18 protein-coding genes and 1 CRISPR repeat array (1 of these 19 cut by a window edge) are annotated in these 16,181 nt (G+C 40.7%); of the genes, 5 read left to right on the top strand and 13 right to left on the bottom strand.

The window, feature by feature from the left end; genetic code table 11:
* Window positions 1-113: a CRISPR direct-repeat array (repeat unit 30 nt; unit sequence ATTTACATTTCACATTACTTAGATAAAAAC); it reaches 768 nt to the left of the window's first position.
* 200 nt (window positions 114-313) lie between these two features.
* The 11 genes from cas2 to UE46_RS03570 form a co-directional block, all read right to left on the bottom strand.
* Window positions 314-592 carry a CRISPR-associated endonuclease Cas2 gene (cas2, locus tag UE46_RS03620; protein WP_036060784.1) on the bottom strand — a complete coding sequence of 93 codons (279 nt, stop codon included), beginning with the start codon at window positions 590-592 and terminating at the stop codon, window positions 314-316.
* Window positions 593-599: 7 nt separating this feature from the next.
* Window positions 600-1,589 (bottom strand): type I-B CRISPR-associated endonuclease Cas1b, encoded by a 990-nt coding sequence (cas1b, locus tag UE46_RS03615; RefSeq protein ID WP_118907402.1) that lies wholly within the window; start codon window positions 1,587-1,589, stop codon window positions 600-602.
* Window positions 1,590-1,600: 11 nt separating this feature from the next.
* Window positions 1,601-2,089: a CRISPR-associated protein Cas4 gene (gene cas4, locus UE46_RS03610; protein ID WP_036060783.1), complete on the bottom strand. Its 489-nt coding sequence runs from the start codon at window positions 2,087-2,089 to the stop codon at window positions 1,601-1,603.
* 14 nt (window positions 2,090-2,103) lie between these two features.
* Window positions 2,104-4,314 (bottom strand): CRISPR-associated helicase/endonuclease Cas3, encoded by a 2,211-nt coding sequence (locus tag UE46_RS03605; protein WP_036060781.1) that lies wholly within the window; start codon window positions 4,312-4,314, stop codon window positions 2,104-2,106.
* 41 nt (window positions 4,315-4,355) lie between these two features.
* Window positions 4,356-5,138: a type I-B CRISPR-associated protein Cas5b gene (cas5b, locus tag UE46_RS03600; protein WP_036060780.1), complete on the bottom strand. Its 783-nt coding sequence runs from the start codon at window positions 5,136-5,138 to the stop codon at window positions 4,356-4,358.
* Window positions 5,116-5,985, bottom strand: a complete 870-nt coding sequence (gene cas7i / locus UE46_RS03595; RefSeq protein ID WP_118907401.1) for a type I-B CRISPR-associated protein Cas7/Cst2/DevR — start codon at window positions 5,983-5,985, stop codon at window positions 5,116-5,118. Before cas7i ends, cas5b begins: the two co-directional genes overlap by 23 nt.
* Window positions 5,975-7,660: a type I-B CRISPR-associated protein Cas8b1/Cst1 gene (gene cas8a1 / locus UE46_RS03590; RefSeq protein ID WP_036060779.1), complete on the bottom strand. Its 1,686-nt coding sequence runs from the start codon at window positions 7,658-7,660 to the stop codon at window positions 5,975-5,977. Before cas8a1 ends, cas7i begins: the two co-directional genes overlap by 11 nt.
* 12 nt (window positions 7,661-7,672) lie before the next feature.
* On the bottom strand, window positions 7,673-8,395 hold the full coding sequence (cas6, locus tag UE46_RS03585) for a CRISPR-associated endoribonuclease Cas6 (RefSeq protein ID WP_036060778.1): 723 nt from the start codon (window positions 8,393-8,395) through the stop codon (window positions 7,673-7,675).
* Between the two features lie 160 nt (window positions 8,396-8,555).
* Window positions 8,556-9,482, bottom strand: a complete 927-nt coding sequence (locus UE46_RS03580) for an NADP-dependent oxidoreductase (RefSeq protein WP_036060777.1) — start codon at window positions 9,480-9,482, stop codon at window positions 8,556-8,558.
* A gap of 22 nt (window positions 9,483-9,504) precedes the next feature.
* Window positions 9,505-10,170, bottom strand: a complete 666-nt coding sequence (locus tag UE46_RS03575) for an alpha/beta hydrolase (protein WP_036060776.1) — start codon at window positions 10,168-10,170, stop codon at window positions 9,505-9,507.
* 14 nt (window positions 10,171-10,184) lie between these two features.
* Entirely contained in the window at window positions 10,185-10,394 is a 210-nt protein-coding gene (locus UE46_RS03570) for a YdbC family protein (RefSeq protein ID WP_036060774.1), read from the bottom strand.
* Window positions 10,395-10,625: 231 nt separating this feature from the next.
* Between UE46_RS03570 and UE46_RS03565 the strand changes: the two genes are divergently transcribed.
* The 5 genes from UE46_RS03565 to UE46_RS03545 all read left to right on the top strand — a co-directional run bounded on the left by UE46_RS03565 (window position 10,626) and on the right by UE46_RS03545 (window position 13,904).
* Window positions 10,626-11,378 (top strand): threonine/serine exporter family protein, encoded by a 753-nt coding sequence (locus UE46_RS03565; protein ID WP_118907400.1) that lies wholly within the window; start codon window positions 10,626-10,628, stop codon window positions 11,376-11,378.
* A gap of 623 nt (window positions 11,379-12,001) precedes the next feature.
* On the top strand, window positions 12,002-12,454 hold the full coding sequence (locus UE46_RS03560; RefSeq protein ID WP_036061426.1) for a threonine/serine exporter family protein: 453 nt from the start codon (window positions 12,002-12,004) through the stop codon (window positions 12,452-12,454).
* 74 nt (window positions 12,455-12,528) lie between these two features.
* The gene (locus UE46_RS03555; protein WP_036061425.1) at window positions 12,529-13,062 is read left to right on the top strand and encodes an NADPH-dependent FMN reductase; all 534 of its coding nucleotides are present in this window, start codon (window positions 12,529-12,531) and stop codon (window positions 13,060-13,062) included.
* Between the two features lie 105 nt (window positions 13,063-13,167).
* Window positions 13,168-13,416, top strand: coding sequence for an AbrB/MazE/SpoVT family DNA-binding domain-containing protein (locus tag UE46_RS03550; RefSeq protein ID WP_036061424.1), 249 nt, complete (start codon window positions 13,168-13,170; stop codon window positions 13,414-13,416).
* The gene (locus tag UE46_RS03545) at window positions 13,413-13,904 is read left to right on the top strand and encodes a type II toxin-antitoxin system death-on-curing family toxin (RefSeq protein ID WP_036061423.1); all 492 of its coding nucleotides are present in this window, start codon (window positions 13,413-13,415) and stop codon (window positions 13,902-13,904) included. The genes UE46_RS03550 and UE46_RS03545 overlap by 4 nt, the downstream gene beginning before the upstream one ends.
* A 17-nt stretch (window positions 13,905-13,921) precedes the next feature.
* Here the strand turns inward: UE46_RS03545 and UE46_RS03540 are convergent, their stop codons facing one another.
* Window positions 13,922-15,070: an ABC transporter permease gene (locus UE46_RS03540; RefSeq protein WP_077912545.1), complete on the bottom strand. Its 1,149-nt coding sequence runs from the start codon at window positions 15,068-15,070 to the stop codon at window positions 13,922-13,924.
* Window position 15,071: 1 nt separating this feature from the next.
* Window positions 15,072-16,178, bottom strand: coding sequence for an ABC transporter permease (locus UE46_RS03535; RefSeq protein WP_233230978.1), 1,107 nt, complete (start codon window positions 16,176-16,178; stop codon window positions 15,072-15,074).
* Window positions 16,179-16,181: the final 3 nt, after the last annotated feature.

Genomic DNA, 16,181 nt, shown 5'->3' with positions numbered 1-16,181 from the left:
ATGTCACCCCCATCAACATTTACATTTCACATTACTTAGATAAAAACAACAAAGCGAGTCTATGAAAAAGGGGATTTGCTGGTATTTACATTTCACATTACTTAGATAAAAACCCGTCCTATTTCGTCCCTACTCCCATCATACCTCAACACCCCAAATCTGTCGACCTCCAACAAAAATTGTTTTTTCTCTACCTTTCCAGCTTCCCCTACACCATCAAAAACCCGAAATCCCTTCCAGCGCAATCGTTTATTGAAATCTGTCGATCCCCCATAGTTTTTACGCTACTGGAGGTCGACAGATTTTTCATCTATCAGAAGAAATTGGATGTTTTCTCATCGGGAACTCCCCAAAACTCCTTCTCTAGCCACCTTTCCTGCCGACTTGAGAACACAATAATCGAGTCTTCCTCATCACGAATATATTTATCCAGCTCCATCCGTAATTTCACTAATAACGGTGGTGTAATTTCTCCTTCAAAAACGGATTTTTGAACATGCGTTAAATATTTTTTACAGATTTTAAAGATATTTCGCGATACTTTTGCGCCGCCATTATCCTGTGCAATATCGTAAATCAAGATTATATACATTTTTTATTCACCACCAAATTTTAAATCCTTCGTACTCTTTATCGTTCATTAAATGCTTGATTAATTTATAACATTCTAACCTCATCAAATGGCGATAGGAGACGCTTCGACCTAAATCACGATGTTTAACCGTCTCTTTCATCCGCAAATCGTACGCCTGCAATATTTTCTGCCGTGCTTCTTTTTTCATATAGCAGAAATTAGCTTCACGCTCAAAATCTTTTTCCGTAATTATGTTCTTATTTAACATACTAAAAATCAATCGATCTGCAATAAGTGGCTTAAAAACTTCAGCAATATCAAGGCATAGTGAGAAACGTCGCTCGCCAGCACTGTGCAAATAACTAATAGCGGGATTTAGTTGCGTTTTATAAATCTCCGTCAAACAGCTAGAATACACCAAAGAATTCACATAAGAAATCAGCGTATTAATCATATTATCTGGCGGACGCTTCACCCTCTTTTCAAAATCAATTTCTTGGTTAATAATCGCTTGCCATGCCTGGTAATACACCTTACGAATATTCCCCTCAATCCCCATCAGCTCTTGAATATCTGCCGTTTTTGCTATCTTTTTACGGAGCGATTTAATCTCACTCATCGCCTCATCTACATCTTTTTCACGTTGTCGATAATACCTCAAATTCCGCAAAATATTAAAAGAAGCGCTCTCTACAAATTGAACTGCAATATCGTGCCGGCGCTTTTCATCTGCATAATGCGTCACTTGCGCAACAAGAAGTTCCCCAGAAACATTGGACTCACGCGGATAGTAACTACCACTATAAAATCCATAATAATTAAAAATATGCACTGGAATGCCCAGCTGACCGATGTAATTCAAACATTTCGTATTCAAACTCACCTCGCCAAAAAGGAAAATTTCACGTGTCATCTCGACTTTCAAATCTTTAAATTTACCATCAGGCGCTGTTAACCTCACCACATTATCCTTGCGTTTCAACTCTCCATTTGAAAATAAATAATAGCTCTCCATGTAAGTCCTCCTCAAATAAAGCAATACTCAAAATAGGCACATTTTTTACAAATTGGTTTTTCTTCAAGCTTCGGTGGTTTATCTTGTACACAGATATTCTCAATATCCGCCATAATCTCGATCAGCCTTTGTGAATCCTCATTTGATAATTCCACCTCTTCACGACGTCGCAACTTCGGATAATCAATCACGCCATTCTCAATCGCAATCCCTTTTTCCCGCAAAAAATAAATATAATACTTCAATTGCCAAATTCCAGCTTCCTCGATAGAACGGCTTTTCTTCACCTCGTGAAGCACTTTCCAATCCCGAATAAAGTCAATATTGACCGTCTCATCGATCATTACCTGCCCCGAATCCCGATTGTAGCTTGATTCATCCAACAATTTTCCTAGTTGCACATTCTCATCCAAATGCTCCATCCGAATCGCTTTACTGAAAAACCATAGTTTCCGCTTACACACAAAATAATAATAGACATGGGTCCCGCTAATTCGCATCCTGCTTCCCTCCTCTAGAAAAACAGATTTTCCTTCTCCTTGTCTTTCGGCGTTAGACCAATTCCCTCGTCGTAGTCACAATCAAAGATAATTACTTTTTCATAATCATTAATCTTAATGAACTCCGCACTTCCTTTTTCATAAATATAGCCTGGGACATCAAGCATATACGCCGAAAGCATCGTCCGCGCTTTCATTTTAGCTTTGCGTTCTATTCCTTTTGTTTTGATAATTTCTATATGTCCAGCGATTTCTTCCTTATTTTCCGCGTGAATAGGTTTTGGAATCGCAGCCACAGAATTAATATTTCGGAATCGTTTTCGAACTTCATTTTTGTCTAGTTCATACGTGTCAAAAGATTTCACATATTGGATCATACCTGTCACTTCTTCATAATAATGACTACCCTTTAATGCTTCTGTCGAATACACTTGGTTAATCATCGTTAATTTTTCGCTCTCAGAAACCGGACCGTGACAGCTTTGCAACATCATTTTTGAGTTTTCATGAATCTGTTTATCAATAAATCCACGCGGCTCCACACCTGAACATTCCTCATCAAAAACATACACATTCGTCGCCACATCTAGCTTGCGATTTCGATAACAACGCCCCATCCTTTGAAAAAGACCGTTCAAATCGGAAAGTTCCGTAAACAAGATGTCAAAATCAATATCTAAAGAAGCCTCGACAACCTGCGTCGCCACCCAAATACAAGGTCGCTTACTATCTTTATGACCGTCCGCTAGAATGGCATCCTCTTTTGCCGAACGATCGCGCTTGATGAACTGGCTATGAAGTAGATGGACTTCTGCCGCGTCATACATATCCACCAATTCCTTATACAATTCTTTGGCCACGCGAACCGTATTACAAATGATCAAAATCCGATTATCCTCATAAAATTCTTGAATAAATTTGCTATTTATCGGCTCATGAACAACCTCAATACTATGACGAATTCGATCTGATATAAAATCTTCCTCCGCTCGTGTAAAAATAACATCATTTTCCGCCAGTAAATCAGGGATAATTCCAGGTAATGTCGCCGTTAAAATCGTGAACTTCCCACCAACTTTTTGAATATAGGAAAGCCCGACAATGAGATATGCCAATAAATCCGGTGAATACATCTGAACCTCATCGATAATAACTTTAGAATAGGATAGCGTAGCCAGTTTCGGCTCAAATCCAGCATACCGGAACACAAAATCAAACAACTGATCCAGCGTGCAAACCGTTATTGGCAGCGACATTTGACGCGTTTTCGTGTAATAATCCTCAATATCCATATCAAAATCGGATTCATGCGTTAAATACTGTCCATACGTCTCCGAATGCAACAAGCCAACGCGATCTGTTTGCGATTCCTTGATAATTCCTGTTTCGCTATCAATCAAACGGCTATAAATCGCATTAATCGCGGTTCGTAATGGTAATGTGAAGAATCCTTTATGATTGCCCAACCAAAGCAACCCCGCTTCTGTTTTCCCCATCCCAGTTTCCGCGACAACAATCACATTTTCATCTTGATGGGCCTGCATATATTTTTGTAAAGGCTTCCAATCTGCATCAGGATTTTTCGCACGGAACGCCGTCATCTGTTCTGCCATCGCCGTTTCTAGGAAATCATTCGGTTTCTCCACATCGATGTCTGCACTTGCCGCGAAATCAATACGGTTTAGGAGACCTTTTAATAGGACGTAATGTATAAAAATTTCCATACTTTGATCTGTTTTCCCTTCAAATATTTGTGCTGTTACCTGATAGTATTTGGCTGGAAAATGACTGCGATACGCTCGGTATTCACCTAATTTATCATATGTAAAACCCTGCCACTCCTGTTCTAACTTTTTCATCTCCAAAGACCATTCGTCCTCTGTGAATCCAATTTTTCGTTCGTGATGTCGCGCAATAGCTTGAAAAAGTACCTGGATCTCTTCCTTTGTGTAACCTTCCTCTTTTAGTTTTTTATATGGAACAAACGCGACAGAAAGATAGTTATGAGGTATCTCTTTTTTATTACGCTTACCGCCAGACACCTTTTCTTGGAAGTAAAGATTCATTTTTCCAAGATCATGAATCAGACACGCAAGCTTTAAAAAGTGCCAGTTTACAGGTATTTCAGGATAATATTTTTGCAATAAATCATAATTTCTCAGTAAATTGTCCGTATGTTCTTGAATGGTTTCTTCTGGTTTCGATTTCGCTAAATAATGATTCATCAGAACCTCCAAAAAGAGAGAGCGTGAACCCTCTCCAATTTTTATTTGATATCTAAAAATACTAGTTTTTCATCCTCATCAACAAAGAACTTGTCTTCCTCTGATATGATGATAGACGTTGTGTAGAAAACATCTTTTTTCAACCAATTACGAAACATTTTCGGTGCTTTCGCAGTTCCTCGATTGATGAGCTCATACGTATCTGTCAGCAAATAACGCGTTCCTAACATATCGTTTCGCCCAACATTACTTTGCGCATGTGGTCGGAAATACACCTCTTCATTTTCTATGAGCGATATTGGGACGTAGGCGCCATAATTCTGATCCAATTTCAGGTCTTCCTCTGCGGTTATCTTTTCTACCGACACCACCTTCACCTCTTCAATCGTCGCAATATCCTCACGCCGGCCAAGCGATGGGTATTCCACAGGTGTTTGAAACGCCTCCGCAATGGTTTCCACCAAGTCCTGATCTTCCGGAATTACATGCAAAAGTAGCTCCACATCCACGAGCAATTCCGCCGTCGCAATCCCACGTCCAACGCCATAATCGCCGACTTTCAGCTGGTGTCGTTTATCATCATAGGTCATTCCATTTTTGAACTCATAGCGCGTATAAAGATCATTCACCTTAGAAAAATACTTTCCTTGAATACTGATTTCCATCGGGTGATAGCTCGTAAATCCGCACATCGTATGCACCATTCCAATCACCGTTGAATAAGGTGGCAAGGGATATGTTTCCTTCAACTGAAAGCTCGTCGGTTTCTTATAATTCACTAAATCCTGCCATAATTTAATCCTAATTGCTTTCATAATATGCATCAATCTTTTCTTTAAGATCATTGAAAAATGCTGGAACGGATTCGGCATTTAATTGTTGTTCAATTTCAGAAGTGTTATCAAACTGATTTTTAATAACGCCACATTTCGTATTTTCTTTGATACCACTGTAATCGAGTACGCCAAGAATATTATCCACAAGCACCTTATTATCCTTAATATCTACGACGTTTTGGAATACCGGATTTTTCACATCGTAGACACCACCAATAACAAACAGTGGCTTCAAGTCCTCACGACGCCCACGAATATCGCGATATAGGAACGAAATCGTATCCATTAACTTCTGCACGCGACGACTTTTTTCTTTATTATCAATCTGAATTTGCCCATCAATTCCGATTTGGTCCAGATCAATCGTCACCGTGTAGCGGTAGTACGAACGATGAATCTCCGCCTGCGCAATATTCATGTTTTCGCCAACCTTATCCGCTTGACCTTTATTTGTTAAAAAGTCCAGATCCGCTTTAAAAGTTTCTAATGAAATCGCGTTGGAAAGTCGGACCTTAGCAGAACGTTTTTGCCCTTGCGTCCCTTTCTCCGTTTTTAAATAGCCGAAGAAGTCTAGCTCTGGAAAATCTGTGATTGTCGCTTCACTCAAGAACTGAATAACCTTCTTGTCACCGCTTCCTTCCGCTTTAACCGGTGCTTCCTTCTCACCAATTTGCTCCATCATATTATAACGAATTGCTTGGCGAGAAATATATGTATACTGATCGCCATTGTTGCGAGATATCTTTTTCAGTGCCGAAATATTTCCCAAGCTTTCCCCGTAGTTCGCGCTTTCTGCTTGAAAAATGATTGTCATTGCGAGTCCCTTACTTTTCATTGTCATTTCCTCCATCTTTATCTTTGTCTTCTTGCTCTATAGCACCATTGACGCCGACCATAAACGCATAGCCAACCGTTTTAAACGTCTCATCGCTTGTAAAAGACTCCAAGAAAAAATCAGGAACCGTCTTTCCTAAATACGAGTAACTGTTTAAAATAATGTCCATAAACGCATCACGATTATTTGTTTTTAGCGCATTCAAAACTTTGTAGTTAAAACCGCTGCGCTTGTGATCTGGATACGCCTTTTTAAATTCATTTCCGCACTTATTAATATGCCAAATTCGACCTTTCGAAATCTCAGTCATCGCCTCTATCTCCTTTAGAAAATTCGTATTTATCTCGAGTAAACTGCCGATATGCCCCATGTGATAATAAGTATTGCTCGCATTCGTCACTTTCAAATACATCGCTTTGTGAATAAACGTGAACAGGTTTTCATTATTCATCAAACGTCGAACTGTTTCTTGATAAAAGTTAACATTTACATTGCCTTCTTTAAACCCGCATCGTTGTAGTGCTGTTAATGCGTTTTTTGACTCTCGGAAAATGTTTAGCGCTCGTTTCGACAAGATGTTAAAGCGGTACGTCTCGTTTTCATAACGGACAACTTGAATATCTGCCAATTCATAATGCCGCTTGTCCTCGACTTGATTCGTGATGGCTTCGACCAAGGCACGATATGGGCTGGTATGTGTCAAGGTTTGCGCTGGATCATGCAAAATTGCGGATCGTATTTTTTCGTTGACGGCATGCAGTGTATCGATACTAACGGAATCATTGATGAAAATCCCGTTGTTATGAACGTAGGTGAATCCAGCTGGGACGCATGAATAGATAAATTTGCAGACAGCACAGACCGCGATATCATTATTAAAATCCCAAACATGTGAGGTTTTCCGCGCTGTGTCAAAACCAGTTTCATTCATAAAACTGAGATCAAGCTTCAAATTTTTGATTGGTTGGTTGCATGTGAAACAGGTGAATTTCGCTTTTTCTAGATTGGTTTCTAGATGTTCTTTGACTGGATCGATAAAATTAGTCCGATAATCCACATACGTATCTTTCTCTTTGGTCTGCGGATTCAGGAATGAAACCCCATTCCAGGCATTTTTGATCACCGTGTAGATCACATTTTTAGCGGCTAAATATCTTTCACCTTTTTCACTATTACAAAATGCGATTATTTGATCTAACTTCAGATACACTTGCTTCACTTCTTGGATAATATCTGCACGTTTTTCATCAAATGTTTCCTTCTTTTTTAAGGCTCCAACTTTAGCAAGATTTTTACCCCATTCAACAGGATCTGCCGTAGCATCAATAAGGGGATAAACGCTTACATAGCTGGCACTTTTCAGATAATACTTCGCTACATTCGCGATATAGTTATTGAGCTCCTCCAAGGCCTTCTCATCAAAACTCGCAAAATCATCTTTTCGATAGCGATCCATTTCTTTTTTAAACGATACGATCTTATACCAAGATAACGTCTTTTCGTACTCCTCGATAAAATACGCAAAGTACTTATCTTCAAAACTATCCAACAAATCCGCGTCAAAAAAGACACTTTGCCCTTCCATTCTGACGTTTTCTTTGCCAACGATATTTATAAAGCCAACAAGACCTGCATTGAAAAGCCAATCGCTCGCTCGACATTCTATTTCTCTCATTTTTTCACCTCCCTAAGCTTGTTCTAACATCCCGAAGCCTGTTCCCGTAAGAGAGCCGAGCCCCTCATTCAAAACGTGCTCCAACAAATATTTCGGCGCCTCAATTTCAATCAAACCAAGAGAACATACAATCGAAATATCATAATGTAACGCAACTGTTTTCTTCATACTCACGGGTGTAATCTTCATAGCTGCAATATCTTGCCCAACAAAATCACCGTACTTATCTTGTAATTTAATGAGCAAGTTACGTTTTAATAACGGCACAAATTGTTCATCTTCAAACATGTAAAACCAATCTTTTTGGGTATCACGATTATGATCTCGACAAACAATTGGAGACAACACTTTAAAAACGATAGAATTCGATGCAATCGGTTTCATTTTCACGATATTTACGGAAATAATTCTCAAATCACACGTATCAGAAATCCGTGTTGCCTTTCCTCTAAGATTCGTAAACGCATTATAAAACATAATCGCCTGTTCTGCATTTCCAGTTGAAAAATTAATTATCAACCGTTTACTTGTCACTGTAATTTCATTTTTCCCAAAAACACCATTCTCAAAATAAACCGAAAATGTGAAATCCTTCTGGGTGTTAGTGCCGTACAACTCTTCAAAAACCTCTGGATATGATTGTTTCAATCCAGTTTTAAAAATCATCAAAATTTTTCGTCTAAAATTCAGCGGAAATTTCTCATCACTTAATTCACAAACTATTTTTAACCTCAAGTAATCACCTCTTTTGCTAGTATTATTGCATTTACCAATTCCCTGGCGCATACAAGTAATATTTTACTATAGTTCCCTGTAAAATAGAAGCATATTTTCAATTATATTTTACCCTAACAAAAAAGACACCCAACATCAGGTGCCCTTCATCTCTATCTACTTACTTCAAAATAATCTTCCCAGCCACGTTCTTCTTCTCAATCAACTGATGCGCACCAATCACGCCTCGTAGATCAAATGTCAGAACTTCAGCTGTCTTCAACTGCAACTTATTCGCACGATACAGATCCGCCAAATAACCCAGCGCTTCTTTATCCTTCATCTCTTTCGTACGCTTCATCCGGATCGCTTTCACTTGCTTCTCTTCCGCATTCTCAGGGAGAGCTGTCAGCGAGATATAACGTCCGCCTTTTTTCACATAATGTAGTCCTTCTTCAGCGCCTTTTCCTCCAAAACTTGCATCAATCACAACGTCGCCTTTATCTTTTAAAATCTCAGCTAAATTGCCACGATCATACGACATCACGCGGTCAACGCCGAGTGCGCTCAAATAATCTGCATTCTTGCTGTTGCCAATTCCGATCACGCGGATGCCTTTTTCTTTCGCAAGTTGAACGATGATCGCACCAACTGCTCCTGACGCGCCCTGAATGACCAGGTTTTCGCCTTTTTTAACGTTTGCGATTTGAAGTGCATAGTAAGCCGTAATTCCTGCTGATGCTAGTCCTGCGGCTTCCTCCACACCCATTTCTTTTGGTTTTTTGACAACGTTATAACTCGGTGTTGCTACATATTCTGCGTAGCCGCCAATAGCTGGATGCGCGATGACAATATCACCGATCGCATAATTCTTCACTTTTGACCCTACTTCCACGATTTTGCCGACAATATCGCTTCCTGGAACGATCGGGAATTCGAGTGGGCGTATTTTTTGCATCGTACCTGCGCGTAATAAGGCGTCGTAAGGATTGATTCCTACGGCTTGAACCTTGATTAACACACCTTTTTCGCTTGCTTTTGGTTTTGGTAACTCTAATTCTTCAAATACTTCTGGCTCGCCAAATTTTGTAAAACCTAATGCTTTCATCCTGTAAAACCTCCATGTTTGTTTAACTATTTTCTTTTTTCGCCGCTGGATTATCAACTTCGACTCTCGTAAACCAATCTAAAACAATCTCTGCTTCCTCTGCCGTAACATTATGCACCACATCAAAAGTCTGATATGTCACATCATTCGTCAAGCTTTCAAAGTATTTTACCGTCCGCTCGCCTTCCGTGACTGGGAACACAGGATCTTTGGTGCCATGTCCTATAAAAATACGTTTTGACTTCAATAGTAAATTTTTCGGTCCCTCTTCTAAAAAGGAAGGTAATTTTGTGCTTAGGAAAACACCACCGTGATACATACCACCGTTTTTTGCAAACTCCGTCATGGCAACAATTCCGCCTTGATCAAAGCCAAACAGATACATTTTTTTGCGGTCAATCGATGGGTACTGTTTCAAAATAGTCTCCACAAATTCGTGAACGTTGTTTGCTGCATATGAAATCGTCTTTTCACTAGGTTCACCGTCTAACACCGGTTTATAGTAGGAATACCCTGGGCCTTGTTGCACGCTACCTCGAATGCTGACAATGACAAAACGATCCATTATCGACTCTAATATCCCCGGCATATCTAGTTCGTCCGCTCCAATTCCGTGAAGTGTAAAGATAGTTGGAAACGTATCCTCTACCTTCCGATCAATTGGTTCATAAATATCATATGCAAACATAAACAATTCCCCCGTTACTTCGCTAATTCAGCGATTTTTTTAAACTCTTCCTCCGTGAGCGTAATACCTTTGCCCATTTTCTCATTACCCGGTGACCAATCCCGAATATCATATTTGGGCGCGCGGCCGTTCCAACTAATTAGATTGACCTCTCTCCGCCATCCCTTCGAATTCTCCGACAACACACCAATATGCTCCACAATTTCATACTCAATACTGCTCATCTGCAAAAACTCCTTTTGTCTGGCTTTTAATTTAGCAAAAAACATTTTTATTGGCAAAACTTCTTTTTCGTCATTATTCCGTCAGCCTCATACCTTCTATACTACCAGATGTTTACCCTGAAATCGCCTGATGGAATCCCAAATTTAAAAAATCTTTTTATTTTGACTAGAAAAAAAGCGATTGTTGCGGTAGGATGGGAAGAGAGATTAGTAAGAATGGAGGTCATGTCAATGGAAGAGACATCTCAAGATTTGTTACTGGATACATGCTTACTAGCGGGAAAAGTAATGATGGAAAGTGGTGCGGAAATGTACCGAGTGGAGGATACAATGAGCCGTATCGCCGAAGCTGCTACTGAAAAAAAAGGAATCAGCTTTGTGACACCCACAGGAATTTTCATGACAATACAAGGCAGCTCAAGTGTTAAAATGGAGCAGATTCCGACACGTACCATCAACTTAGAGAAAGTATCGAAGGTCAATGATTTATCACGAGAATTCACGACAAAGCAAATATCTTTAGGACAATTCTACACACGATTACGATCCTTGGATAACGAAGTCAAGTTTTATCCAATTTGGTTACAGATAGTTGCCGCAGCAGTTGTTAGTGGCACGCTGATGATGATTTTCGGCGGTGTTTGGAAAGATTTAATCGCAACATGTATCATTGGCGCGATCGGATTTGTAATTTTTTATTACGGTACAGAGTTTTTCAAAGTGAAATTTTTAGCGGAATTTTTAGCCGCATTTACAGTTGGTTTATTATCAGTTATCGCGATCTCGATCGGCTGGGGAGTGAGTCTAGACAAGATGATCATCGGCGGCGTGATGCCATTAGTACCAGGCGTTCCAATCACCAACGCCGTGCGTGATTTGCTCGCAGGACACCTGCTGTCAGGAATGGCCCGCGGAACAGAAGCGTTGATAACAGCAGGGACGATTGGAATTGGGATAGCGGTTGTGTTTAGGTTTTTTAGCTAGAAAAGCGGAAACGGCCCGTTAGCCTCGACAGAATTTGTTAGGGGGCGCAGTGAAAACCCTCTTTTGGTTTTTGCGGAGGCACCGAAAATTCCGAGAGGCTGGCTGTTGGAGCTAGATCACACGAAAAGCGGAAACGGCCCGTTAGATCCGACAAAATTTGTTAGGTGGCGCAGATAAATCCCTCTTTTGGATTTTTCGGAGGCACCGAAAATTTCGAGGATCTGGCCGTTGAAGCTGGATCACCTGAAAAGCGGAAACGGCCCGTTAGATCCGACAAAATTTGTTAGGGGGCGCAGATAAATCCCTCTTTTGGGTTTTTCGGAGGCACCGAAAATTTCGAGGAGTTGGCTGTTGAAGCTAGATCCGAAGGCGTCGAGCATCAACAAACGCCTAAATTCGAGACCACACCATCCCTAAATTCCAAAACTTCAACAAAAACACGGTGCTACTTCTAAACTTAGCGGGAACCACACTGACGGTCCGATATCTGCTCAGCGCTCATTCTAAGTTCAACGCTTAAGAGCCACTTATGGATTACATGCTCGTTTCACTCTCATGCATATTGAGGCTCTAAATCGGCAAGGGATGCCTCATAAGACCCACAACAAAAGGAGGTCAAAAAAATGTTCTTAACTGTACTCATGCAAATATCTTTCAGCTTCCTAGCCACGCTCGCATTTGCCATCATTACAAACGTCCCACGCCGCTCACTCATCGAATGTGGTCTAACGGGAACTTTCGGCTGGATGACGTACTGGATTCTATCGCAACTAGACGCAGGTACAACTATGAGTACGCTCGCAGGCGCGTTTGTCGTCGCCATCGCAAGTTTCTTCTTTGCTAAATCAAAACGTTTGCCTGTCACCATCTTCAACGTCCCTGGCATCGTACCTCTAGTTCCTGGTGGACTCGCCTATCAAGCTGTTCGAAATTTTGTGCTTGGCGATTATCTTGAAGCTATTTCATTCTCCGTTCGTGTTGCCCTTGTTGCTGGTGCCATCGCTGCTGGCCTCGTACTTTCTGAAGTTTTAAATCACAGTATTCGACGTTTTCGGGAACATAAAGAAAATATTTGAGTCTAAATCATTGACTTACTTTTTGTAAGTTGTTAATATTAAGTTATTAACTTAATGAAATGAGGAATATAACAATGAAAGTAGCCATTCTAGTAGGTAGTTTAAGAAAAAATTCGTTTAACAAAACATTAGCAGAATTTATTCAAAAACGTTACGCAGACAAGCTGGACAGTGAAATTTTAGATCTTAATTTACCACTTTATAACGAAGATTTAGAGTCCGATTTACCAGCGGATGTTGTCGCTTTTAAAGAAAAAGTTCGCAACGCTGATGCGGTTCTTTTCGTAACACCTGAGTATAATCACTCGATTTCTGGTGTACTAAAAAACGGAATTGACTGGGCTAGTCGCATTACACCTGATTTAACCGAAAAACCAGGTTTTATCGTCGGCGCTTCCATGGGTGGCCTTGGAACGGTTCGAGCTCAAATGCATCTTCGCCAAATTTTAGATACGATGGGTATGCGAATTTTGCCTGCTAATGAGGTGTTCATCGGCGCTGCTCATACCAAATTTGATGAAAACGGCGCGCTAATTGATGAAGGCACTGTTGCTTTTATTGATTCCGTTGTTCATAATTTTGTTGAATTTTATGATCGCAATAAATAATTTCTTTTTGAGAGCAGGATTATTCTTGCTCTTTTTTTGTGGAAAATAGGTGGTTCGCCCCCTTGCGGTGATACGTGTATACTTATTTAAGAAGAGGTGATGACAATGATGTACGCATTGAAAAGGTCCACTAGAAAATCTGGCCATAGTGTTATTACAACATTGCCGCCAGATGTTATGTCGAAGCTAGAACTCGTTTCTGGTGATAATGTTGAGTTTGTAATCAAAGATAATGTTGTAGAATTAAGAAAAGCCGCTGAGAAAAAAGAAGCTGTCTCCCCCGATTTCCTAAAAATGGCCGAAGAGGTTTTGGACGAATATGACCAAGCTTTTCGCGGATTAGTTGATCGATGACGCTTCATTATCTCACGGAACCCGAGGTCATTATGTTGAACGGTTTGCTGATTAAGAAATATAGCCCACACGAAGAACTGAAGCTGCTCGTTCAGCTCCGACAAAAACTGGAGCGGCCGCAGGAAAAATCATCTCTTGATTTTTATGGAGGGCGTGAAGTTTTCGAGGAGTTAGCAGGTGAAGTTAGCCCGCTAAACATGTGTATACAGGAGCCGAAACAGATTGTTTTCGAGCGTGAACTTTATCCAACACTGCATGATAAAGCTGGGATTCTCTATAAAAACTTAATCATCAAACATTGTTTCGCGAATGCAAATAAGCGGACAGCGCTTGCTTCTCTAGGTTTATTCTTAAAATATAATGGTTCGCAATTAATGGCTTCAAATCAGGATGCAGAAGATTTCACTGTTGCCATCGCACTTGATAGTGACATGGAACTCGCTACCATTTCTAATTGGATCGAAAAAAATTCGGCGATGCCTCGTTAAAAGGTATCGCCGAATTTTTATACGAATGAGTTCACCCGATTATTTTTCGTAAATTTATAACTCGCGATACAGAAGAATAGCAAAGCATATCCTAATATAATCGCGATGTTCAAGCTGATCGATGCTAAACCTCCATTTTGTTGTAGGGTCGTGATCGCGTTCATCACCCAATATTGTGGCAAGAATTCCGCCACTTTTTGCATGAATGCTGGCATGATTTCGACCGGGATGAGTGCGCCCGAAAGTAAGCTCGTTAGTGTGAATAGGATCATTTGTAGCCCGCTGACGCTCTTTCTACTCGTCGCTGTGAATCCTAGCGCTAGTGAAAGTAGTACCGCCATCACCGAGAATACGAATAAAATGCCAAATAGTGCGAGGTAGGATACGCCTGGATCAATACCGAACACAAATCGCATTGCCGTTAAACAAATGACGACTTCTGTGACAACCACTGCCAGTGAAAATAACGCGTTACCAAAGAGATAGGCTTTACTGCTGAGCGGTGTTGACATCAAGCGATAAAACGTACCATCTTCCTTCTCCTGCAAAATAAGTTCGCCGAGATTTCCCGCTGCATAAAGTAACATCATACATAGAAAACCAAGAATTTGCGTCGACATCATCAGTACAACATCTTGCTGATTACTCGACGTTTTTTGTGTCACACTAATCTTGGAATGATCAAAGGTGCTGGCATACTTCGTAAAATCTTGCCCACCTTTTTCACTCGCCTGGATCATCGACATGATATTTGTGAGCGAAGCGTTAACCGTCGCTTTCACCGTTTTATTCACCGTATCGCCCTGCATCGACTTCACCGTAATATGTTGCGGGTCAAGTGCCGCGATACTTTTTTCCGAACCTTTTTCAAAAATAACAAGCGCATCCAGTTGCCCACCTGTCAGTTTCTTATCTCCTGCCGCCTTTGAAACTGACTGCACACTATCGCTGTCCGCTTTCATCCACGTCACCATTTGGCTCGTGTAAACGCCTGGATCCTCATTTACCAAACCAATTTTAAGCATAGTCGTGCCCGATTGCGCGCCATACGAAACGAAGTAAATCAAAATACTCAAAATGGGCAAGCCTATAATCATCAACAATTTGCCCTTACTCTGCGTAATACTTTTGAAATTATGCCTAAAAATCCATCCAATTTGCTGCATCTTAATACACTTCCTTTCGTCTGATCCAGAAGCTCATCGCAACGACAAGAACTACTGTTATCAATAAGTTTACCGCTATTGGAAAAGCTGCCGCGGCTAAATCATGATTGTATAAAACATCTCTAACGCCGACACGAACCCAGCCAATTGGTGAAAGCTTAGACATCAGCCCGTCACCAGTTGGGAAATACGCCCCACCGAGAAAGGCGAATACTTGAATCAGTAACATCGCAGCACCATTCGCCGCCGGATTCCCGTTACTAAACACATCAACCGCCATACCAAGCGCCACCGATAAAAATAATAAACTGAAATAAATCACAAAAATCACGAGGCTATACATGCCCCAATTGACCCCGAAAAAGACATCCGAAATCACCATCAGTAAAATTAACGACATCGTCTGCATAAAAATAGCACCGAGAAAATTCCCCATAATCGCTGTCGATTTCCTAATTGGTGCAATGAACAGCCGAACATCCGTATGACGCACCTTTTCCTCACGAAATACATTAATACCACTACTAATTCCAAACATCATCACCATCGCAATCATCGCAATCGCATAATATTCAAAAGCGGTAATATTGCTTCCAGAAGCCAATTTCTCTATTTGAATCGCGGAATCTGATGCTTTCGGAGGAGCTTGCAAAACACCGATCTGCGTCGGATCCACTTTCACAATCGTACTCGCCAATCGATATTGTGATGTAAAACCATCCAAATAGCCATTTAGCACACTCATCTCAATCTGACTCGGCGCATTCGTCGTCACCGTCAAATCATCCGTCACTGCCACAAATCCAACAGCATCCCCATCAGACACTGCCTTTTTTCCAGCCTTTGCGCTATCTGCTTCCTTAAATGTTACTTGCTTCCCGCTCGCTTCTGCCGCAAAATCACGAAACGCCTTCCCAACATCGCTATCCTTTTGAATCGTATATTCCACCGTCATTTTATCCAGCTTCAAATCACTGCTAAAGCTATCTTGCAACACGCTTCCCAGCACCAAAATCAGCGCTATTGGAAAAATTAACATATAGAGAAAATAGCCCTTATCACGCAGCGTGAGCTTGATTGCCTTGAACATTATATGAAAAATCATCATCGT

This window comes from Listeria weihenstephanensis, assembly GCF_003534205.1.
GTDB classification, from domain to species: Bacteria; Bacillota; Bacilli; order Lactobacillales; family Listeriaceae; genus Listeria_A; species Listeria_A weihenstephanensis.
Note: the sequence above shows the minus strand (reverse complement) of the source record. Positions and strands in the feature narration are given on the sequence as shown.